Here is a 20,951-nt window from a genome sequence, read left to right as displayed (position 1 = left end):
CGCACGCGAGGCACCCCTAGACCGGGGAGCGGAAGCGGTTGCGGTACTCCGTGGGGGTGGTGTCGAGGGTGCGGCGGAAGGCCCGGATGAGGGTGTCCGTCGTGTTGAAGCCGCAGGCGGAGGCGATCCGGTCGAGGGTGGCGTCGGTGGATTCGAGCTGGTTGCGGGCCACCTCGACGCGCGCCGATTCGATGTAGGAGGCCGGGGTCGTGCCCAGTTCCGTCTTGAAGATCCGGGTGAGCTGCCGTTCGCTGACGTGGGCGTGCGCGGCGAGGTCCGCGACGGAGAGCCGGCCGGCGAGGTTGCGGGTGACGTAGTGGCGGAGGTCCTCGGTGCGCCGGGTCGCGGACAGGGGTGCGAGGGGGACGCTGAACTGGCTCTGTCCGCTCGGCCGCTTCAGGTACATCACGAGCTGCCGGGCGACGCGCAGGGCGACGGCCTCGCCGAAGTCGTCGGCGACGAGGGCGAGGGAGAGGTCGAGGCAGGCGCTGATGCCCGCGCCGGTCCACACGTCGCGGTCGCGGATGAAGATCGGGTCGGCGTCGACCTCGACGGCCGGGTGGTCGGCGGCGAGCTGCTGCGCGGTGGACCAGTGGGTGGTGGCGCGCCGGCCGTCGAGCAGCCCGGCCTCGGCGAGGATGTGGGCCCCGACGCAGACGGACGCGACGCGCCGGGTCCGGCCGGCGAGGTCCTTGACCCGGCCGACGACGGCGGGCTCGGCGACGGCGCGGGCACGGCCGGCGTCGTCGATCTCGACCGAGCCGGGGACCAGCAGGGTGTCGACGCTCCTGCCGGCCAGCTCGGCGAAGGTGGTGTCGGGCAGGATGCGGACCCCGGCGGAGGTGGTGACCGGGTCCGCGGTCTCGGCGGCCAGGAGGACCTCGTAGCCGGTGGCGTCGCCGACCTCGCGGCGCAGGAGGGCGAAGACCTCCGGCGGGCCGGTGACGTCCAGCAGGTCCACGCCCTCGAAGAGGACGACCACGACGAGCCGGCCGGCGCTGTTCACGGGGGTCTCCGTTCGATGGGCCGGGGCGCCGGTACCGCCCCGCGGCATGTCTGTTTCTGCAAGTTGGATGACATTGCAGACATTACCGGGGGCTCATAGCGTTCTGGGTACGGCCACCTCCGCGAAGGGGCCGCCCCACCTTTCGAATCGACGCCCTAGGAGGGTTCTTCCATGCCCACGACCACCCTGCGCGAGCTCAACGGCCTTGACCGGACGCCGGCCTCACTGGCCGACGCGACGCTGATCCTGGTCGACTACCAGAACACCTACACCCGTGGCGTGCTGGAGCTGACGGGCTGGGAGCCGGCGCTCGATGCCGCCGCCGACCTGCTGGCGCGGGCCCGCGCAGCCGGTACGAAGGTCGTCCACGTGATCCACGACGACGGCGAGGGAACCCTGTACGACGTGCGGCAGGACATCGGGCGGATCCACCCCCGGGTCGCCCCCGTCGCGGGCGAGGCCGTCGTCGTCAAGACGGCCGCGCCGGACGCCTTCGTCGGAACGGACCTCGGCGAGCACCTCGACGCCGCCGGCCACGAGAACGTGGTCGTCGCCGGGTTCATGACCCACATGTGCGTGACGTTCACGGCGCAGGGCGCGTTCCTGCGCGGCAACCGGCCCACCGTGGTCGCCGACGCCTGCGCCACCAGGCCGCTGAGCTCGGTGGGCGGCGAGCTGTCCGCCGAGCAGGTCCACCGTGCCGCGCTCGCGACCGTCGCCGACCTCTACGGGGTCGTCGTGCCCACCGCCGCGGCCCTGCGCTGAGGGGAACGGCCGGGGTCCGGGCGCGGTCGCCCGCGGCCGGACCGGCGCGTCAGAGTTCCTCGCCGAGCGGCAGCCGGTGGATGCCCGGCAGGTACTCGTCGAGCTCCCCCGGTGTGAACCGGGACATGCCCACCACGTGCCAGAACTCTCCGGCCACGTCGCCCTCGTACTTGTAGCCGCCGGCCGGTGTCAGCGCCGCCCAGCCGCCCGCCATGCCCATCAGCGTCGCGCGCAGCGACGGCGGCTCCCCGTCCGCCGGGGTGCCCCAGAGCCGTACGGTGCCGTCCTCGGCGCCGCTCGCCAGGAGGCTGCCGTCCGGGGAGAAGGCCAGGGAGAGCACCCGTCCGGTGTGGCCCGCGAGGTCGGTGATCCGCTCGCCCGTGTCGGCGTTCCAGAGGGCGATCGCGCGGTCGTCGCCGGCGGCGGCCAGCAGCGGCCGGCGCGGATGGGCGGCCACGGCCCACAGCCGTCCGCCGCGACCGCGCAGGCGCAGGCGCGCCCGCCCGTCCCGCCAGACGATGGCGCTGCCGTCCCAGCTCGCGCTCGCCAGCCACGCGCTGCCCTGGCCGTACGCGACGCCGTACACCCGGTCCGCGTGGCCGGCGCCGCTGCCGAGCTCCTCCACCAGGCGGCCGCTGCGTGCCTCCCACACCCGTACGACGCTGTCGTCGCAGCCGGTGGCCAGCACGTCGCCGTCCGAGCGGAAGGCGATGGAGCGGACCCGGCCGCGGTGCCCGGCCAGGTTCGAGACGGGTGAACCGGTCGGGCGGAACCAGACGCGGACCGAGTCGTCGTCGTTCGCGGTGGCGAGCAGGGTGCCGTCGGCGTTGAAGGCCTCCGCCCACACGTGCTCGGTCTCGGCGTCGAGCTCGCGCAGGTAGTGGCCGCCCACCGGGTCCCACAGGTACATGTCGCCGTCGTTGCTGGCCGTGGCCAGGACGGGGCCGACGGGGCTGAACGCCGCGGAGACCAGCCGGTCGCCGCGGCCGCGGAGCTCCTCCGTACGCCGCCCGGTGCGCGTGTCCCAGAGCCGTACGACGCCGTCGTTGCCGGCGGTCGCCAACTGGGAGCCGTCCGCGCTGAAGGCGACGCCGCTGATCCTGCGGCCGTGCCCGCGCAGGATGCGCTTGCCCTGGCCGGTGGCGGAGTCCCAGATCTGTGCGCCTCCGTCGTTGCCGACGGTGAGCAGCTGGCTGTCGCCGGGGCGGAAGGCGCACGCCCAGGCGGTGCCGCGGTGGTCGGCGGGCTGCTGGGGGTGGAGGGCGATCGTGTAGCCGTGGGGGCGGCCGGCGACCGTCCAGAGCCGGACGGCGCCGTTGCTGTCGCAGGCGGCGAGGAGGTCGCCGTCGTCGCCGAACAGCACCTGGTAGACGGCGCCCGTGCCCCGTTCGAGGACTCCGGCGGGGGTGCCGACGACCGGGTCCCAGAGCCGGACCTGGCCGTCGGTGCAGCCGCTGGCGAGGAGGTTGCCGCCCGGGTGGAAGTCGAGGACGTACACGCGGCCGGTGTGTCCGGTGAACTCGTGCAGCAGCCGGGCGTCGGACGCCCGCCAGATCCGCACGGTGCCGCCGCCTGTGCCCGTGCCCCGGTCCGCGGTGGCGAAGAGGGTGCCGTCGGGGCTGAACCGCGCGCGGTAGACGGCTCCTTGGTGCCCGTCGATCTCCCGGACGCACGTACCGGTGTTCAGGTCCCACAGCCGTGCCGTCGCGGCCGCGTCGCCGGTGAGCAGATGGCCGTCGCGGCTGTGGACGGCGGTGTAGACGGGCGCGGTGTGGCCGGGCAGCCGGTGCACGGGCCGGCCGGTGGCCACGTCCCAGACCGTGACCAGGCCTTCGCTGTCGCCGGTGGCGAGGAGCGTGCCGGCCTCGTCGAAGGAGACCGGCCACACGCCGTCGGGGTGGATCTCCAGGATGTGGCGGCAGGCACCGGTCACCGGGTCCCAGAGGCGTACGGTGCCGTCGGACCCGCCGGTGGCGATCACGTCCGGCCGGAACTTCACCGCGTAGACGCGTCCTTCGTGTCCCTGGAGGGTGCGCACCGCCCGGCCGTCGTCGGCGCCGCAGACGAGGATGGAGCCGTCCTCGCTGCCGACCGCGAGGAGTTCGCCGTCGCTGCTGTAGGCGATGGGTTCGGGCAGCCTGCTGGTGCGCATGCCGAAGCCGTACGGGACACCGACCGCCGAGGGCCGGAATCCGGCGTCCACCGGCATCCCGGGGGCGATCGCGGCGGTTCCCAGTTCGGGGGCGGCCCGCACGGCGTCGTCCATGGTGACGTCGATGAGCGCGGCCCGGTGCCAGCGGCTGCCGGTCAGCACGGCACCCCGCAGGTCGGCCCGGGTCAGGCGGGCCCGGCTGAGGTTCGCGCCGGTCAGGTCGGCCCCGCTCAGGTCGGCCCGGTCGAGGCGGGCGCCGGTCAGCCGGGTGCCCCGCAGCAGGGCTCCCGAGAGGTTGGCTCCGATCAGCCGGGTATCGGTGAGATCGGCGTCGGAGAGGTCGACGCCGCAGAAGTCCCGGTGCGAGAGGTCCTCGCCGGCCAGCCTGGCGCCCCTCAGGTCGGCGTCGGCCGGAACCCGCAGCCGGTCGCTGATCCGGACGGCGTTGGCGCGGGCGGCGTCGCTGGTCCCGCGGCCGGGCGCGTCGAGGACCTCGCGCACCCACCGGGCGCACCGTTCGTGGTCGGCGAGGTCGCAGAAGAACTCGACGGCGAGCTGGCTGAGCGGGCGTGCGACGAGCAGGGTGTGGCGGCCGCGGTCGAGCTGGCGGGCGGCTTCGCGCGCCACGAGCCATTCGACGACGGAGCCGTGGATGAACTGGAAGACGCCGTCGGAGCTGCGGACCAGCAGGCTGCCCGCGCCGACCGCCTGGGCGCGTTCGGACGGGGTGAGCGGGGACTCGGTGAGCTCGCTGAGGGTGGCGGCGACGGTCTCGGTGAGCTCGTCCAGGCGCAGGGCGCTGCGGCCGCTCTCCCACAGCCGCCAGGCCAGCGCGGTCACGGCCGCCCACAGCTCGTCGACGGTGAGTCCGGGCGGGGCGCCGGGCCCGCCCTGGCCGCGCGCCTCCTCGTAGGCGAGCCAGGAGCTGAACACGTCCTCGTACAGCCGGGCCGCGCTGAGCGCGCGGCCGGCGCCGGCGACCGCGCGCAGCTGGTCCTGGCTCAGGTCCGCGACGAAGGAGAGCAGCCGCGGGTTGCGGCAGAGCATCAGGAGGTCGGGGATGTTGCGCAGGAGCTGGTAGCGCTGGTCGGCGGCGCGTTCGTCGCCGTAGCTGCGCACGAGGTAGGAGCGGATCTGCGCCGGGGTGAAGCCCTCGACGGACAGGACGCGGCGCTGCGGCAGCAGTCCGACCCGCTCGCCGAGCGCGGTGAGGACCTGGGCGTGCGACTTGAAGTGCTGGGTGCGGCTGCTGACGACGATCTTGGCGTTGTCGACGGCGGCGTCGAGGAGCACCTGGAGGTGGTCGGCGGCCCGGTCGTAGCTGACCCGGTGGACCAGTTCGTCGAAGCCGTCGAAGAGCAGGACGACGCGGCCCTGGGCCAGCATGTAGCGCAGCGCCCGCAGGTCGATGGTGTCGACCTCGTGGCTCGCGAGGTGGGCGGCGACGAGGCCTTCGAGGCTGTGCGCCCGGTCGAGGGTGTTGAGCGGGATCAGCAGCGGCGTCAGGTGCGGGAGCTGTTCGGGGATGCGGCGGGCCAGCTCGCGCAGGGCGAAGGTCTTGCCGTGTCCGAAGTCGCCGAGGAGCAGGACGAAGCGGCCGTGGTCGGATTCGAGTAGCTCCAGGAGCTCCTCGACGAGGCCGTCGCGCTCCTGCCCGTCGGGGCGGTCGGCGTCGCGGTAGCGCTGGGGCAGGTACAGGCCGGGGGCGTACTGCTCGCTGCTGCCGAGCCGGGCCGTCTGCGCGGCGACGTAGCCGCGCAGGTCGAGCAGGCCCTGGAACTCGATGAAGCTGCGCACCCTGACCCGTACGCCGTGGCCGGCGGCCCGGTGCCGCAGCCCGCCGGCCGGCGCGTCGCCGCCGTGGACGAGGACGGCCTCGGAGCCGGAGTCGGTCGCGTGCACCTGGCCGACGAACCGGTCGATCTCCTCCTCGCTGGGCGTCCCGGGGTGGACGGCGATGCGCTGCTGCTGGACGACGTCGTCCTCCTGCTCCTGCCAGGTGGCCATGATCTGGACCATGTCGCCCGGTTCGCGGCGCGGGACGTCGCGCAGCCGTACGCCCGCCCTGCGCACGCGGCAGATCTCCTTGACCCGCTCGGCGAGCGCGGCGGCGGGGTCGTCGAGGGGTGCCCTGCCCTGGGCGTGCCCGACGTTGATCACGGGGGGAAGTTCGGGGACGGGGAAGACGCGGCGGGTGTGCCGCCACTCGCCGGGGAACCGCTCGGCCTCGGACGTGATCCGGTCGTCCCACCGGGTGACGGCGTCCGCGGTGACCTGGAGCAGCTGGAAGCGGGCGGGGGCCGCGGAGCCGAAGAGCGGCAGCCCGCCGGCGGGTCCCGTGAGCCGGCTGTGTCCGGGGGTGGCGGACAGAGTGCGCGGTCCGCCGGTCGGGCCGTGCAGCAGCAGGTGGAGCCGCGGCGCGGCGAGCCGGGCCAGGGTGTCGACGTCGCGGAGTCCGCCGGGGCCGCCGACGGCGTCGCCGGGGCGGCGGCCGTCGGTGAGCGGGTGGCGCAGCGCGCCGATGCGCAGCCAGCCCTCGTCCTCGTAGCGGCGCATGGCCTCGGCGAACCAGGCGGCCTGGTCGCGGCCGATGAAGCCGTACTGCTCCTCCTGGCGGTGGCTGTAGGCGATGGAGGAGTTGAATCCGGCGACGACCGTGCTCAGTTCGGGCACCGGGAAGAGGGTCCAGGGCTGGTCGCTGTCGAAGACGGTGTCCAGACCCTGGTAGAGGCCGCGGAACAGGCGTGTGTAGTGGCGCCACTTGGGCCAGTACGGCGGCTGCGGTGCCACCTCGTCGGCCTCGCAGGTGTGGAAGTAGGCCTGGGAGGCGGCCTGGTTCACGTCCTGTGCGCCCGGTACGACCATCACGCGCGGGGGCGACAGGTCGAGCTGGGCGCGCAGGGTGGTGAGGAAGCTGAGGGCCTGGTCGCACTCGCGGGGGCTGCCGGAGGCGGTGAGGTCGCCGGTGACCACCATCAGGTCGGGGGACGGGGCTCCCGCGTCCCTGAGCATGATCAGGTCGCCGCGGATCTGGCGGCTGAGCGAGTCGGGTTCGCGGCCCCGCCCGAAGTCGGGACCGGCCAGGTGCAGGACGGTCACGGCGTCCTGGCCGTTGCCGGCGGCGCCGGCCGGCGAGGCCTGCGGGTAGAGGGGCGCCCGGGCCGGACGGCGGCGGCCCGCCCAGCCGGGGCCGGCGAGCGCGCTCGGCCGGAGCCGGCCCCGGTGGGCCTGCTCGGGGAGGCGGACACCGCCCGGGCCGCCGCCCGACGCGGTGCCCGATCCGCTGCCGGGGTAGCCGGGCCGCCGGCCGGGGCGGGCGTGCCCGTCGACGGCCTGCTCGACCCGGGTGAGCAGCAGGGAGCGGGCGGTGTCGGTGTCGGCGACGCCCACCAGGTCGACGTAGGTGATCGTGGCGAGGAGTCCCTCGATCGGCATCTCGTCCACCCGGACGGTCAGGAGGCGTCGTTCGGGTGACTCGGGGGAGGCCCGGAGCGCGGCCTGCCATTCCATGCGCCCGTAGGTGGAGCGTTCGTAGTGGCGCGACAGGACAGCGATCACGGCGACGGACTCGCTGACTCCGCGGTCCATGAAGTCTATGAAGTTGGTCCCCGGTACGAAGTCCCAGGCCTGCACCACCGTGCGGTAGCCGGCTTCCTCCAGGGTCCAGGCGATCCACGCGGCCCATTGCTCGTCCGCCGGCGAGTAGCTGATGAAGAAGTCGAACTCCCGTGCCGGCGCCCCGACTTGCCCGTCCGTCATCATGGATCCCATGGTAGGGCGGGGGCTCCGGCCGCGACCCCTTCCCGCCGAGGACGGGTCGCGGAGCGTGAGGGTCCGCTCACCCGGGCCCGGCGTGGGGGGTGTCCGGTTCCGGCCGGGCCCGTCTGCCGTCCGGGCGCGTGCGTGTGCGACTCTGTTCGCCGTGTCTTTCCTCAGGCGTCTGCATCCACTGGACTGGCTGGCCGGCGGGCTGCTCGCACTCGGTGTGCTCTGCGTCGCCACCGGTCTGCTGCCGCACGGGCCCGCCGGGGACGTCCTGCAACGCATCGGGCCGCTGGTGGTCTTCCTGGCGACGGTCATCGTCCTCGCCGAGCTGACCGGCAAGGCGGAGGTCTTCGACGTGGTCGCCACCTGGGTGGCGCGGGTGGGCCGCGGCAACTACGCCCTGCTCTTCCTCCTCTGCGTCGTGTTCGCGTCCGTCACGACGATCACCCTGAACCTGGACACGACGGCGGTCCTGCTGACCCCGGTGATGCTGGCGCTGGCGACCCGGGTGGGCATCGCGGCCGTCCCGCTGGCGATGACCACGGTGTGGCTGGCCAACACGGCGAGCCTGCTGCTCCCCGTGTCGAACCTGACGAACCTGCTCGCCGCGGACCGGGTGGCGCTGGCCCCGTCGGAGATGGCCGCCACCATGTGGGCGCCGCAGCTGGCCGCCATCGCCGTGACGATGGCCTGCCTGTGGGGCTTCTACTGGCGCCCGGGGCGGCGCGGCGCGGTCAGTTACGCGCCCCCGGCTCCGCCGCGCCCCAAGGACCGCGTCCTGTTCCGGGTGTGCGCGATCGCGTGCGGCGGGTTCCTCGTGGCGCTGCTCCTCGCGGACGTGCCGCTGTGGTCGGCGTCGATGGCGGCCGCGCTGGTCGTGGTGGCGGCCTTCGCGGTCCGCGACCGCGGGGCGCTGCGCCCGTCCCTGGTCCCGTGGCGGCTGCTCGTCCTGGTGCCGGGCATGTTCCTGGTCGTGGAGACCGTCAACGCGCACGGGCTGCACGACGTCCTGGCCGCGGCGATGGGTTCGGACAACGACCTCGTCGGGATGCTGAGGTCGGCCGCGGTCGGTGCGGGCTTCTCCAACGTGCTCAACAACCTGCCGGCCTACCTGGCGGGCGAGGCGGCCATCCCCGAGGCCAACCACCACCAGCTGCTCGCACAGCTCGTCGGCGTCAACGTCGGCCCGGTCATCACGCCGTGGGCTTCGCTGGCCACCCTGCTGTGGTTCGAGCGGTGCCGCTGGCACGGCACCCGCATCGAGATGCGCCGCTTCCTCGGTACGGGGCTGGTCCTCTCGGTGGCCGGCACCCTGGCGGCGACGCTGGCCCTGGCCGCCACCACCTGAGGCGGCGACGACCCCTCAGGCGACGGCGCCCACCTCCCGCAGCAGGTGCGCCAGGGTCTCGCCGCGCGCCGCGACGAAGCTGCGCCCGGAGTCGTCCCCGGCGAATCCGGGGGTGAAGGGCGCGCCGGACAGCGTGCGCAGCTCCACCCCCGCCTCGGCGGCGAGCAGCGCCCCCGTCGGCAGGTCCACGCCCTCGGCCCGGTAGCCGACGAAGGCGTCGATGGTGCCGCGTGCCAGCAGGCTCCAGCCGAGCAGCGGCGCCCACAGCTGGAGGACCCGCCGGCAGTGGAGCTCCAGCGCACCGCGCAGGGCCACCGCCGTCGCGTCACCGCGCCGCACGGCGTACCCCTGGGTCCAGGCGACGACGGGTCCGGGGCCCGGCGGCCCGGGCGCGGGCCCCGTCAGCACCCCGGCGCCGCCGTGCGCCCCGTGCCCTCTGACCGCGTGCCAGGTCTGTCCGGTGACCGGCTCGTGCACCACGCCCAGCACCGGGACGCCGGCCAGGCACAGCCCGATGCCGACCGCGTAGGCGGGCAGGCCGATCGCGACGTTGTTGCTGCCGTCCAGCGGGTCGACCAGCCAGGTGCGCTCGCCCGCCGCGTCCAGCAGGCCGGCCTCCTCGGACAGGATCCGGTCGTCCGGGAAGTGCCGCTGGATCCGTCCCAGTACGAGTTCCTCGGCGGCGAGGTCGAGGTCGACCTGGACGTCCCCCGACTCGTCCTTGGTCCGCAGGCAGTACGCGGCCCCGAAGCGCCTGCGCAGCAGACCGCCCGCCTCCTCCGCCGCGGCGACGGCGATCCGCCGCTCGCGGTCGAAATCAGGCCCGTTGCTGGGCATCGATCCTCCTGAGGACGGTGTGGACGCTGCGCACGGTCTGCGCCTTGTCGCACAGCCGGCGGGTCGTGCGGCGCGGCCGGCCGTCGAGCGGTCCGAGCGAGAGGTCGCGCCGGCCGGGGACCGACAGCCCGTGGACCAGGGTGGCCGCCGGTTCCGGGCCTTCCAGGGCGGTGGCGTGGAACTCCCCCGCGGGCAGCGTGTACGTCTCCCCGCCGGAGCTGATGTGGGCGGGACCGGGCTCGCTGCGTACCAGCAGGGGCGTGGGGCGGATCTCGTCCACGCCGTCGCTGCGGCTGTGCACCTCGAACACCCGGTGGGTCGCGCCCTCCTCGCCGTCCCGCACCACCCGGGTGCGTACGGGGAGGTTGGCGATCCGCCCGTACAGCACCCGGCTGCGCAGTTCCCAGCTGTGGGCGTGCAGGGGGGAGGCGTCCGGCTCGGCTCGGTTGCCGGCCTCGAAGAGGTGCACGCAGATTCCGCGCAGGCCGTCTCTCAGCAGCGGCAGGCACAGGAACCCGAGCGGATGGCGCACCGCGCGCAGCTCACGGTCCCCGGAGGCGATCTCCTCCAGGGAGACAAGGGTCCTTTCGAGCTCGTAGTCCATGGCACGCGCCGCAGCGCCTCACCTCCTGTAGGGGTCCTCCGCGTGCAGGGCCTTCTCGATGATCTTGCCGATGTCGCTGTCGGTGAAGACGCGCGGCAGCGGGAGCCCCAGGTCGTCGAAGAGCGTCCGCACTTCGTCGACGGTGGGCTCCTGGCCGAGGGGCGACGCGACCCGCAGATCGAGCACGGTGGCCTGCTCGCGGCTCTGGTGCAACTCGGTGACGTAGTAGTCGTAGAGCGGTTGCCCCCGCTCCACCAGCAGGTTCACCCGGGACTGGTCGTCCTGGGTGATGACGAGGCAGGTCTCGGAGAGGTCGAAGCGCAGGGTGGGCACGGCGGACGAGAGGTGCACGCTGATCTCGAGGGTGGTCAGCTGCCGCTGGTACCAGCAGGCGGCGAGGACGGTAGCGTACGACTCCCGGCGGACCCGATCGGTGGTCCACACCTCGTCGCCCCGGCGCTGCCCGCCGAACATCTGCCGGAACCGGGCGTAGGCGGCGCAGGCGCGCTCGTCGGCCGGGTTGACGATGTCGATCTTCACGTTGAGCTGGGAGCGCTGTTCCTTGGCCGCGGCCACGCACAGCGGCAGGGTGACCGCCCTGAGGTAGGTGCCCGTTCCGCCTTTGAAGTACCAGAGGTTGGTGTGCTGCCTGGCCTTGCGCAGGGCTTCGCCGACCTCGTTGCCGGAGAGCGAGCGGACCATGGCGAGGTCCTCCAGGGCCTGGCGGGTCCCGCTCAGCGCCTCGTGGATGCTGGCCGGCCGGCGCACCCGCTCCACGATCGAGCCGGTCGCGAGGAGGCCGAGGACGACGAGGGTGGCGCCGGAGGAGACGTCGTCGCTGACGACGTCGCCGAAGATGTCCAGGAAGCCGACCGCCATCGCGACGCAGAGGGCGACCACCACGTCGGCGTTGCGCAGCAGCCAGGCCACGAAGCGCTCCAGCCGCCCGACCTGCGCTGCCATGAACGCACCCCCTCCCCCGCCCCTGCTCCGATGGTAGGGATCATCCGGCGGCGCCACCAGAGCGACTTCGCGTCGCGCAACAGCGCCCGCGCGCACGCCGGTTCACGCCGCGCGGCCCGGAAGGTGTCAGGCGTCGGCGGGCGTCAGCAGCCGGGCGCGCAGCCGCTCGGCGGTCCGGTCCGAGAGCCCCGCGCGGTTCTTGAGATAGCCGTGCACCGAGCCGTGGCGGGCCTGGAGGTCCGCCAGCACCAGCTCCATGATCACCGCCGGGGCACGGCCGTAGCTCGGCCACTTCATGACCCGGTCCGGGTTGGCGGCCCGCCAGTCGGCGGTGAGGCGTTCGGTGGCCAGCTCGGTGAGCGCGAAGTCGGCGAGGACCTGCTCCTCGGGGACACCGAGCAGGGTGAGGACGAACGCGGCGATCAGCCCGGTCCGGTCCTTGCCCGAAGTGCAGTGGAAGACCAGCGGCCCGGGCGCTTCGGCGATCGTCTCCAGGACCTGCCGGATCTCCTCGGCGCCGTCCTCGGTGACCTCCGCGAACCGGTCGGCGAGGTAGCGCCAGGGGTCGGTGCCGGGGTCGATCTCGGCCTGGTCGTAGGGCCGGTGCTCGATGCTCAGGTTGACGTACTTCAACCGCTCCGCCTCGGGCACCCGGCCCTTGGCCGCTATCTCCCACGGGTAGCGCAGGTCGATCACGGTGCCGACGCCCAGCTCCAGGAACGTGTCCCAGTCGGCGCCGCGCAGCTTGCCCAGTGAGTCGGCGCGGTACAGGGTCCGCCACCGGACGGTTCTGCCGTCGGCGCCCCCGTAGCCGCCCAGGTCACGGAAGTTGTGCAGGTTCTCGAATGCGACGTGCCGGTCCATCGACGCTCCCCCTCGTCCGCGGCGCCGCTCCCGGACACCGCCCTGGGCCCACCGTAGATCACCCGGCCCGGCCCGCGGCGCCCGGTGACGGGCGTCGCGGGCACGGCGGGATCCGCGGGACACTGGTCTAGCGCGCGGCCGGCACTGCTGCTTCCCGGCGGTCCGCCGGCAGGTCGAAGGCCTCGGCCAGCAGCTCGTAGGAGCGCCGCCGGTCGGACGGGTCGGCCGTGAGGGTGTTGACGATCAGCTCGTCCACCCCGTGGGTGGCGGCGAGCCCCGTCAGTACGGCGTGCACCTGCTCGGGCGCCCCGGAGACCAGGGCCGTGCGGTGCACCTTGGCCCGCTCCAGCTCCGCGCCGGTCCAGCGGTGGCGGCGCGTGGTCTCGTACGACGGCAGCGGCGCGTCCTGGCCGAGGTCCTTGCGGGCGCGCCACAGCAGCAGGCTCTGGGCCAGCTCCTCGGCGCGGCCGGCGCTGTCGGCCGTGACCACGCGTACCGCGAGGGCGCCGCCCGCGGGCCGGCCGGTGGCCCGGCGGAACTGGGAGCGGTAGTCGTCGAACGCCTCCGCCCCGCCGGCCGGGGAGAAGAAGTGCCCGAACGCGAACCCGGTGCCCAGCAGGCCGGCCAGCCGCGCCGACTCGCGGCCCGCGCCCAGGAGCCACATCTGCGGCGGGACGGGCGGGTGCGGTACGACGCCGCCCGCGCCGAGCAGCGTCCGCAAGTCCGCCAGCCGCTGCGGGAAGTCCCGTGCGGGGCCGCCGGCCCGGCCGATGCCGAGGTCGACGCGGCCCGGGTGGAGGGAGGCGAGGACCCCGAAGACCTCGGCGACCTTCGCCGGGTCGTAGCGGGGCAGCAGTACCCCGCCGGTGCCGATCCGCATGCGCGAGGTGTGGGCGAGCAGGGCTCCCGCGAGGATCTCGGGGGCGCTGCTCGCGAAGCCCGGGGAACCGTGGTGCTCGGCGGCCCAGTAGCGGGTGTACCCGAGGTCCTCGGCGGCCCGGGCGAGGTCCACGGAGGCGCGCAGCGCCTGGTCCGCGGTGTGGTCCTCGCCGACGGGGGTCTGGTCCAGTACGGACAGTCGCGGCTTCGTCATGACGGACGGCCTTTCAGTGCTGGTGGGCGGGGAGGCCGGTGGCGCCCGCCACGGTCGCCGGGACGATCCTGAAGTCCCGTTCGAAGACGAGGTTGTGCAGGTCGGCGGCGGCGATGGCGCGCATCGTGGGGAGTTCGGCGGCGGCCTGCTCCTCGTCGAAGACGTTGAGCGGCCATTCGGAGACCGTGGCGCCGCGCAGGTGGGGGTGGTGGAAGCCCGCGCCGTAGTGGGCGTAGAGCGTCACCGGCGGGATGTCGGCGGTCGACTGCTCGTCCCACCAGAGGGTCCAGGCGTGGAAGAGGCTCCCGTCGTCGGCGCGTTGCACGCCGCTGGCGTCGACCACGCCCTGCCCGAGGAGGAGTTCGTCGTTGAGTTCGGCGAGTGCCTGTCGGGCGTACGGGTCGAGGAGCCGGGCGGCGGTGCGGAAGTGCTCCTCCTTGTCGGGACGGGTGACGGCGCCGCCGTGGTGGCCGTCGCGGAGGTCGGCGAAGTGCCGGAGCAGGGCGTCGAGGTTGGGTGTGTCGGGGCTCATGTCGGCTCCATGTGGGATGGGTTGAACGGAGGGGGTGGAAGGGGCGCCTCAGGCGCCGGGGGCGGCCGGTGAGGTGAGCAGGCGCAGGGCCACACCCAGCCAGCCGCGCAGGGAAGTCGTCTCGGGGCCGCTGCCCGTGGCGCGGCCGGGCTGGAGGAACGCCCCGTGGCCGGTCTGCCCGAACTCCCGCAGGGTGACCTCCACTCCGGCCGTGTGCAGCAGGCGCGCGTAGCGGTGTACGTCGTCGCCGACGGGGTCGAGGTCGCCGGTGGCCAGGACGGCCCGAGCCACGCCGCGCAGGTCGGCCGCCTCGAAGGGGGTGCTGTAGAGCGGGGTGCCGTCGGCGGCGGCGGGCCGGCCCGGGTCCCGGTAGTCCTGCCAGGCCGCCATCAGGTAGGAGGCGGTGGGGAACATGTCGGGGTAGCGGTGGTACGAGGCCGCCGTACAACCGGGGTCCAGCGGCGGGTAGGCGAGGAGCTGGGCGGCCAGCGGAAGGGCCCGGTCGCGGCAGGCGAGGGCGGCGCAGGCGGCGAGGGTGGCTCCCGCGCTGTCTCCGCCGACCGCGACGGGTAGGGATTCCCCGGCCCGCTCCCCTGCCCGTTCCACGGCCTGTTCCCGGGCCCAGGCGAGCGCCGCCAGTACGTCCTCGACCATGGCCGGGTGGCGTACCTCGGGGACCAGCCGGTAGTCGACGCTGGCGACGGCGAAGCCGGAGATCAGGGAGAGTTCGGCGGTGGGGCCGTGCCAGTCCTGGGCGGATCCGGCTCGCCAGCTGCCTCCGTGGGCCCAGACCAGCCAGCCCTGCGGTGCGGATGCCGCCGGCCGGTACACCCGGGCGGGGACGGGGCCGGACGGGGAGGGGATGCTCGCGTGCTCCCAGCGGACCCGGGCACGGCTCTGTCCGGCGGCCGAGTGGGTGGGTGTTGCCATCGGGGTTCCTTCCCTCCGTGCCTGGGGCCAACGTTCGCCGCCTCGGCAGGTCTGTCACAAGGCGGAGTTGCCTTAGTTGCCGGGCTGCTTGGTGCGGAGGAAGAGGACGGTGGTGAGGATGCCGACCACGACGATGGCGGTGTTGACGATGACCGCGGTGGTGATGCCGGCATGGATGTCGGTGTTGGCCGCGGCGACCGCGGACATGATGGGCGTGCCCATCGTGATGCCGATCTGCTGCGTCATCGTCGCCAGACCCGTCGCCATACCCTGCTCATGGTCCGGCAGACCCGTCGTCGCGGTCACCATGAACCCGACGATCACCAGCATGTTGCCCACACCACCCGCGAACGTCGCAACCAACAGCAGCCACATCGACGCCGACGTCTCACCCAACGCCACCAGGCTCAACGTCGCCACCGCCTGCAGCACACCACCGACGATCAACGTCGACCGCGTACCCACCGCACCGATCACCCGCGGCGCGATCGAACCACCGATCACCGTGCCCACACCCAGCACACCGAACGACAGACCCGCCGTCAGCGGCGAGAAGTCCAACACCTCCTGCAGATACAGCGTCATCAGGAACACCAGACTGGTCTCCGTCAGAAACGCGACCAGACCCGCGATGTTCCCCCACGCGACCGTCTTCTTCTTCAGCACAGAAACCGGAACCAGCGGAGCCGAACTCTTCGACTCGATCGCATAGAAGACGATCAGCAGCACCACACCCGCAGCCAGCCAACCCAGCGCAGACGGCGCACCCCAACCGTGCTCACCCGCCTGCGTCAACCCGTAAATCAGAGCCAGCAAACCCAGGGTGACGGCCGTCGCCCCCGGCACGTCCAGCTTCGGACGCGTCGCCGGACGCGACTCCTTGATCACCGTCGGAGCGATGAACAACACCGCGAGCGCCACCGGGACGTTGATGAAGAACGCCCACCGCCACGACAACAGATCCGTGAGCACTCCACCCAGAATCGCGCCCGTCGTGAACCCCGCCGACATCAGAGCACCGTTCAGACCCAACGCCTTCTGACGCAAGGGCCCTTCGGGAAACGACGTAGTGAGCAGGGACAGACCCGCCGGCGTCACCGCGGCGGTCGCCAGACCCTGGAACACCCGCGCCGCGATCAGCATCTCCGGCGACGTCGCCAGACCACCCACGAGCGAGGACAGGCCCAGCACCGCAAGGCCCACCAGGAACAGCCGCCGACGCCCGAACAGGTCCGCAACCCGCCCGAACAACAACGTGAAACCCGCAGCACACAACGCGAACGACGTCGCGATCCACTGCAGATTCGACAACGAGAAACCAAGCCCGTCACCGATCACCGGCAACGCCACATTCAAAATCGAGAAATCCACCGCCAGCATGAACTGCGCCACCAGCAGCACCACGAGCACCAACCTCAGGCGCCCGTCCAAACGGGCCGGCACCTCCCCCGCACCCGCATCAACCCGCGCACCCTCGACAACCGACATCGCCAGACTTCCTCTCGATCACGCAACGGTGTGTTGCCTCATCGACTCTGGACCGGTCGGAAAGGGTTACCCAGCCCTCTGGTTGTGCTGGCGCCGCGCAAGCTAGCACTCCCAGGGCCACCTTCCGGGGCGGCGCCCGGCGCCCTCCCCCGGCACACTGGAAGGCATGGACACACCGACCGCTCTGGGAGAGTTCCTCCGCACCCGTCGCGCCCAGCTCCAGCCCGAGGACGTCGGGCTCCCGTCCCACGGCACCCGCCGGCGCGTGCCCGGGCTGCGGCGCGAGGAGCTCGCCCTGCTGGCCGGCGTGAGCATCACGTACTACACGCACCTGGAGCAGGGCCAGAGCACGAACGCCTCGGACAGCGTCCTCGACGCCCTGGCCCGCGCGCTGCGCCTGACCCCGGACGAGCACGCGCACCTGCACAACCTGGCCCGTCCGCCGCGTGCCAAGCGGGCCCCGTCGCCCCGCCCCGAGTACGCCCGCGACACCACGCGCCGGCTGATCGGCGCGATGCCGCAGGTCCCCGCCGTGGTGCTGGACGGCCGCAACAACGTACTCGCCTGGAACCCGCTGGGGCACGCCCTGCTCGCCGGGCACCTGGACTTCGCGAGTCCCGAGGATCCCGCGGTACGCCCGAACCTCACGCGGATGCTGTTCCTCGACCCGCACACCCGGGAGCTGTACACGGACTGGAAGAGCGAGGCCCGGGTGGCGCTGGCGGCGCTGCGTCTGGTCGCGGGACGCAATCCCGAGGACCGCGCGCTGGCCGAGCTCATCGGCTCGCTCATGCTGCAGAGCCCCGATTTCGCCTCCCTCTGGTCGAAGCACCCGGTACGGGACTGCACGGTCGGTACGAAGACCCTGCACCATCCGGTGGTGGGCCCGCTGACCCTCGACTTCGAGAACCTGCACCTCACCGACGGCACCAACCACCGGATGCTGCTCTACAGCGCCCCCGAGTCCTCCCCCTCCGACGCGGCGCTGCGCATGCTGTCGAGCCTGACCGCCGGACCGGCGGGTAGGGGCCGGGGTACGCCGGAGCCCGCGCCGGCTGATGCCGACGCGGGCGGTGAGCGGTAGGGCGGTGGGCGAGCGGGTCAGTCGCGGGCGGCCGCGCTGACCGGGGTCCGGTCCCCGGACGGCTCGTGGGCCGGAGTCGGGACCGGGGCGGACGGCGTACGGGTCCTGGCGCGGCCGAAGCGGCGCATGGCGGGCATCTCGACGAAGCGGAAGAGGAGCCAGCCGCCGAGCAGCGAGGCGGCGAAGAAGCCTGCGATCACCATCAGGGCGACGGGAACGCTGTAGGTGTGCTCGCCCAGGAGCGAGCGCAGGTAGAAGATCGTGACGCCCTGGACGAGGTAGAAGCCGAAGGAGACCTCGCCGAGCCAGACCATGGTCCGGCTGCGCAGGAAGGTGGCGCGGCCCTGGACGTCGGCGTGGGCGGTGGCCCCGATGAGCGCGGCGACCGGGATGATCGTGGCGACGACGAACCCGTACTGGAACGGGGCGACGAGCGCGGCGGCGTAGCCGAGAACGGTCAGGGCCAGGGAGACGCCGAGGCCGACGCGGCGCGGCCACAGTCCCGCGAGGACGATCCGGGCGAGCAGGATGCCGAGGACGAACTCGAAGAGGCGGCCGGCGGGCAGCAGGTAGCCGAACCAGAACTGCATTCCGGAGATGGGCGTGATGGTGGACTTCGGGGTGTCGGGGACAAAGTAGGTGGCGATGAGCTGGACGGCGACCATGCCGGCGACCATCGCGGCGCTCCAGCCCCACAGGGCGGCCCGGCCGCGGAGCCCCCGGATCGGGACGATGAGCGCGGGGAAGAGCATGTAGAAGAGCAGCTCGCTGCCGAGGGACCAGCTGGGCGGGTTGACGCTGAGGTTGACGGTGGGCTGCGGCCACCAGGTGTGGATGAGCAGGAGGTTCGGGAGCCAGTCGGCGACGCCGGTGACGGCCGATCCGGCGAAGAGGACCATCGCGGCTGCGAAGACGACGATGTGGTTGGGGAAGATCTTCAGCAGTCGGCGGCGCAGGAACGCGGTGACGGGCTCGCCGGGCTTGGCGGCCCAGGCGAGGACGAAGCCGGAGAGGACGAAGAAGAAGGAGACGCCCAGGTAGCCGGCCTTGCCGAAGGCGGTGGAGAACCAGTCCGCGATGCCGGCGTCGGCGAAGGGGTTGATGGGGGCGTTGGGCGGGATCGGGGAGTCGGTCAGGGACGAGTGGAAGAAGAAGACGGAGAGGGCGGCGAAGAACCGCAGGCCGGTCAGTGAGGGCAGCTTCGCCCGCTTCGCGGCGTCGGAGGACGTCGTGGAGGCCACAGGGAATCGCTCTTTCGGAAGAGGTGCGGAAGAGGTTTCGTGAGGGACGGCCCCCGGGGCCGTGGTCCGCCGTGCGGCGGGGACACGGTCCCGGGCGGCGCGCGCAGGGGCGTCGCGGAAGGCGGGACTGCCCGTCGGGGGCTCGGAGTTCGCGCGGGGCCGGGGGCCGGCCGCGGGGGGCCGGCGCGCTGGTCCCCTACTGTTCGATCTGGTTGCGGTGGACCACGAGCTTGGCGTCCTTGGCCACGTAGTAGTTCTGCACGGAGTAAGCGATGGTGGCGAAGTCCAGGCGGCCGTCGCCGTTGAAGTCGGCGGTGGCGATGCGGGCGACGGACTCGTCGGAGACCCGCCACTTGGCCCAGATGCCGTTGGCGGCGTCGATCGCCTTGTAGTACATGACCCCCTGCCACGGCCACGGGCCGCGCAGCGCCACGAGGAACTCGTCGTCGCCGTCGCCGTCGAAGTCGGCGCAGACGATCTGGTGGCCGGGGCCCTCGCCGTTCTCGTTGGGGTCGCCGTACACGTCGAGCAGGACGCGGTTCCAGCCGTGGCCGCCGCCGGCCTTGGTGTAGACGGCCACCGTGTTGCCGTGGAAGGGCTCGACGGCGGCGACGTAGGCCATCGGGTCGTCGCCGAGGCGGCCTGCGTTGAGGTCGCCGCTGCCGCGGAATCCGGTCTGCTCGAACTGCGTGAGCTCGCCCGTGCCGATCAGCTCCCGGATCCACTCCTGGCGGGCCTCGTCGTAGTGGAGCCAGGTGACGCCCTCGTCGGAGGCGAGCAGCAGGGACTCCAGGTCGGAACCGGGGATCAGGCCCTTCTTCTTCTCGGCGCCGTGGATCATCCGGAAGTGGCTGTCGTCGATGACGGTCATCTCCCATTCCTCCGCCGTGTGCACGTCGTCGGGCTGGGTGAAGAGCACGACGGGCAGGACGGCGTGGACGTCCTCCTTGGCGACGATCGGGAGGCCGATGATCTGGAGCCGGTCGGTGCGGGTGAAGTGGCCTGCGCGCAGGCGGTGCATGCCGGTGGCGCGGCCGACGTAGTGGCGCTTCCAGCGGGACTCGTCCTTGTCTGGGGTGCCCGGGTTCTCCAGCCAGTCGATCTTGCCGCCTTCGGTGTTGGCGTCGTGGATCGTGCCGATCGGGCCGTACAGGTCGTAGCAGACGATGACGTCGGGGTGGCCGTTTCCGGTGACGTCGGCGTAGTCGGCGCCGACGGGCATCTTGATCCGGTCGGCTATCAGGCGGCGGGTCCAGTCCCCGTCGTTGGCGTACCAGTAGATCTCGCCGAGGCGGAGCCCGTAGCCGAAGAGGTCGGGCCTGCCGTCGCCGTCGATGTCCGGGGCCTCCAGCCAGTAGCCGTCGCGGAGCTGGTCGGCGACGACCTCGGCGGTGAACTTCGGGGCGCGCAGGGCGGTTTCGTTGGTGCTGCCGGTGGTGGTCACGAGTGGTTCTCCAGAGGGTTCGGGGTGGTCACGGGGTGGAGGGTGCGCAGCGCGCGGGGTACGGGGTGGTACTCGATGGCGAGCCAGATGCAGTCGGTGTCGGCCCGGTACTGGTGCCAGGGGTAGTGGTAGGTGCACTGGGGGCCGGTGGCGCAGAACGGGTCCGGGGTGGTGTAGCCGGGGCTCATCAGGACGTCCTGGTAGAGCGAGGCGTGGTCGCGGTCCCGAAAGCGCTGCATCCGGCCGAGGCCGTGGACCTGGGTGTGGACCTCGATGAAGTCGTGGCTGTTGTGGACGGCGCAGTCGGTGCCGGCGGGTGAGAACCAGAGGTTGGCGCGGACGTTGAACTCGCGCAGGTCCGTGGCGTTCTCGCGCTCGCCGAGCACGTGGGCCGGGTCGAACAGGACGGTGTTGATGTCGTCCTGGGGACTGCGGTGGAGGGCGGTCTCGCGGGGGAACTCGCCGGGGCCGAGGAGGTCGGCGAGGTGGGACCAGCCGGGTTCCGCGGTGATGCCGGTGATGTCGGTGCCATCGGGGGCGGAGCGCAGGAGGAGGAGCGCGTCGGCCTTCTCGATGCGGGTGTCGGCGAGGACGGTGGAGGAGAGCGGGGGGATGGTCTTGCGGGGTTCCTCCGCGATGGTCACGGGCGTCACTCCGGGGTTGACGACGATGGTGCGGCCTTCGACGGTGTAGTCCACGGCGTCGCGCACGAGGTGGGCCCTCAGGTACGGGGAGCTGAAGTTCAGCGGGCGTTCGACGGCGGACGGGGTGGCGCTCATGCGCGCTCCTCTCGATCGGGTGCGGGCCCGGGCACGGACTCGGCTGCGGGCTCGGC

At 72.9% G+C, this 20,951-nt stretch carries 16 protein-coding genes; 3 read left to right on the top strand and 13 right to left on the bottom strand.

All coding sequences use genetic code 11. The features are described 5' to 3' along the window. Positions 1-16: 16 nt before the first annotated feature. Positions 17-1,006 (bottom strand): GlxA family transcriptional regulator, encoded by a 990-nt coding sequence (locus tag OHA91_RS31985; protein ID WP_266503432.1) that lies wholly within the window; start codon positions 1,004-1,006, stop codon positions 17-19. Positions 1,007-1,177: 171 nt separating this feature from the next. Here OHA91_RS31985 and OHA91_RS31980 point away from each other — a divergent pair, with 171 nt between their 5' ends. Further along, entirely contained in the window at positions 1,178-1,771 is a 594-nt protein-coding gene (locus OHA91_RS31980) for a cysteine hydrolase family protein (RefSeq protein ID WP_031156430.1), read from the top strand. Between the two features lie 49 nt (positions 1,772-1,820). On the opposite strand, the gene OHA91_RS31975 is transcribed toward OHA91_RS31980, so the two are convergent. Continuing rightward, positions 1,821-7,682: a WD40 domain-containing protein gene (locus tag OHA91_RS31975; protein WP_408059248.1), complete on the bottom strand. Its 5,862-nt coding sequence runs from the start codon at positions 7,680-7,682 to the stop codon at positions 1,821-1,823. Positions 7,683-7,845: 163 nt separating this feature from the next. Between OHA91_RS31975 and OHA91_RS31970 the strand changes: the two genes are divergently transcribed. Beyond that, positions 7,846-9,036: an SLC13 family permease gene (locus tag OHA91_RS31970; protein ID WP_266503429.1), complete on the top strand. Its 1,191-nt coding sequence runs from the start codon at positions 7,846-7,848 to the stop codon at positions 9,034-9,036. A gap of 15 nt (positions 9,037-9,051) precedes the next feature. Here OHA91_RS31970 and OHA91_RS31965 read toward each other — a convergent pair whose 3' ends face one another. From OHA91_RS31965 to OHA91_RS31930, 8 genes are all read right to left on the bottom strand, one after another. After that, on the bottom strand, positions 9,052-9,873 hold the full coding sequence (locus tag OHA91_RS31965) for an inositol monophosphatase family protein (RefSeq protein WP_031156426.1): 822 nt from the start codon (positions 9,871-9,873) through the stop codon (positions 9,052-9,054). Continuing rightward, positions 9,854-10,477: a hypothetical protein gene (locus tag OHA91_RS31960; RefSeq protein WP_037633730.1), complete on the bottom strand. Its 624-nt coding sequence runs from the start codon at positions 10,475-10,477 to the stop codon at positions 9,854-9,856. The genes OHA91_RS31965 and OHA91_RS31960 overlap by 20 nt, the downstream gene beginning before the upstream one ends. Before the next feature lie 18 nt (positions 10,478-10,495). After that, entirely contained in the window at positions 10,496-11,440 is a 945-nt protein-coding gene (locus OHA91_RS31955) for a hypothetical protein (protein WP_031156424.1), read from the bottom strand. Positions 11,441-11,566: 126 nt separating this feature from the next. Continuing rightward, complete coding sequence (locus OHA91_RS31950; RefSeq protein WP_266503423.1) at positions 11,567-12,304, bottom strand: tyrosine-protein phosphatase; 738 nt, start codon at positions 12,302-12,304, stop codon at positions 11,567-11,569. 127 nt (positions 12,305-12,431) lie between these two features. Then, positions 12,432-13,397 carry an MsnO8 family LLM class oxidoreductase gene (locus tag OHA91_RS31945; protein ID WP_266503421.1) on the bottom strand — a complete coding sequence of 322 codons (966 nt, stop codon included), beginning with the start codon at positions 13,395-13,397 and terminating at the stop codon, positions 12,432-12,434. A gap of 13 nt (positions 13,398-13,410) precedes the next feature. After that, on the bottom strand, positions 13,411-13,929 hold the full coding sequence (locus tag OHA91_RS31940) for a hypothetical protein (protein ID WP_266503419.1): 519 nt from the start codon (positions 13,927-13,929) through the stop codon (positions 13,411-13,413). A 48-nt stretch (positions 13,930-13,977) separates the two neighbouring features. Next, positions 13,978-14,859: an alpha/beta hydrolase gene (locus OHA91_RS31935; protein WP_051893621.1), complete on the bottom strand. Its 882-nt coding sequence runs from the start codon at positions 14,857-14,859 to the stop codon at positions 13,978-13,980. Between the two features lie 72 nt (positions 14,860-14,931). Beyond that, the gene (locus OHA91_RS31930; protein WP_328740491.1) at positions 14,932-16,347 is read right to left on the bottom strand and encodes an MFS transporter; all 1,416 of its coding nucleotides are present in this window, start codon (positions 16,345-16,347) and stop codon (positions 14,932-14,934) included. A 166-nt stretch (positions 16,348-16,513) separates the two neighbouring features. Between OHA91_RS31930 and OHA91_RS31925 the strand changes: the two genes are divergently transcribed. Continuing rightward, positions 16,514-17,431: a helix-turn-helix domain-containing protein gene (locus OHA91_RS31925; protein WP_051893503.1), complete on the top strand. Its 918-nt coding sequence runs from the start codon at positions 16,514-16,516 to the stop codon at positions 17,429-17,431. Positions 17,432-17,448: 17 nt separating this feature from the next. Here OHA91_RS31925 and OHA91_RS31920 read toward each other — a convergent pair whose 3' ends face one another. The 3 genes from OHA91_RS31920 to OHA91_RS31910 all read right to left on the bottom strand — a co-directional run bounded on the left by OHA91_RS31920 (position 17,449) and on the right by OHA91_RS31910 (position 20,895). After that, positions 17,449-18,672 carry an acyltransferase family protein gene (locus OHA91_RS31920; protein ID WP_266503411.1) on the bottom strand — a complete coding sequence of 408 codons (1,224 nt, stop codon included), beginning with the start codon at positions 18,670-18,672 and terminating at the stop codon, positions 17,449-17,451. Between the two features lie 196 nt (positions 18,673-18,868). Next, entirely contained in the window at positions 18,869-20,116 is a 1,248-nt protein-coding gene (locus OHA91_RS31915; protein ID WP_031155386.1) for an FG-GAP repeat domain-containing protein, read from the bottom strand. Then, positions 20,113-20,895, bottom strand: coding sequence for a hypothetical protein (locus OHA91_RS31910; protein WP_051893506.1), 783 nt, complete (start codon positions 20,893-20,895; stop codon positions 20,113-20,115). The genes OHA91_RS31915 and OHA91_RS31910 overlap by 4 nt, the downstream gene beginning before the upstream one ends. Positions 20,896-20,951: the final 56 nt, after the last annotated feature.

The sequence above is a fragment of the Streptomyces erythrochromogenes genome, assembly GCF_036170895.1.
Lineage (GTDB): Bacteria > Actinomycetota > Actinomycetes > Streptomycetales > Streptomycetaceae > Streptomyces > Streptomyces erythrochromogenes.
This window is presented reverse-complemented; position numbering and strand designations above follow the sequence as displayed.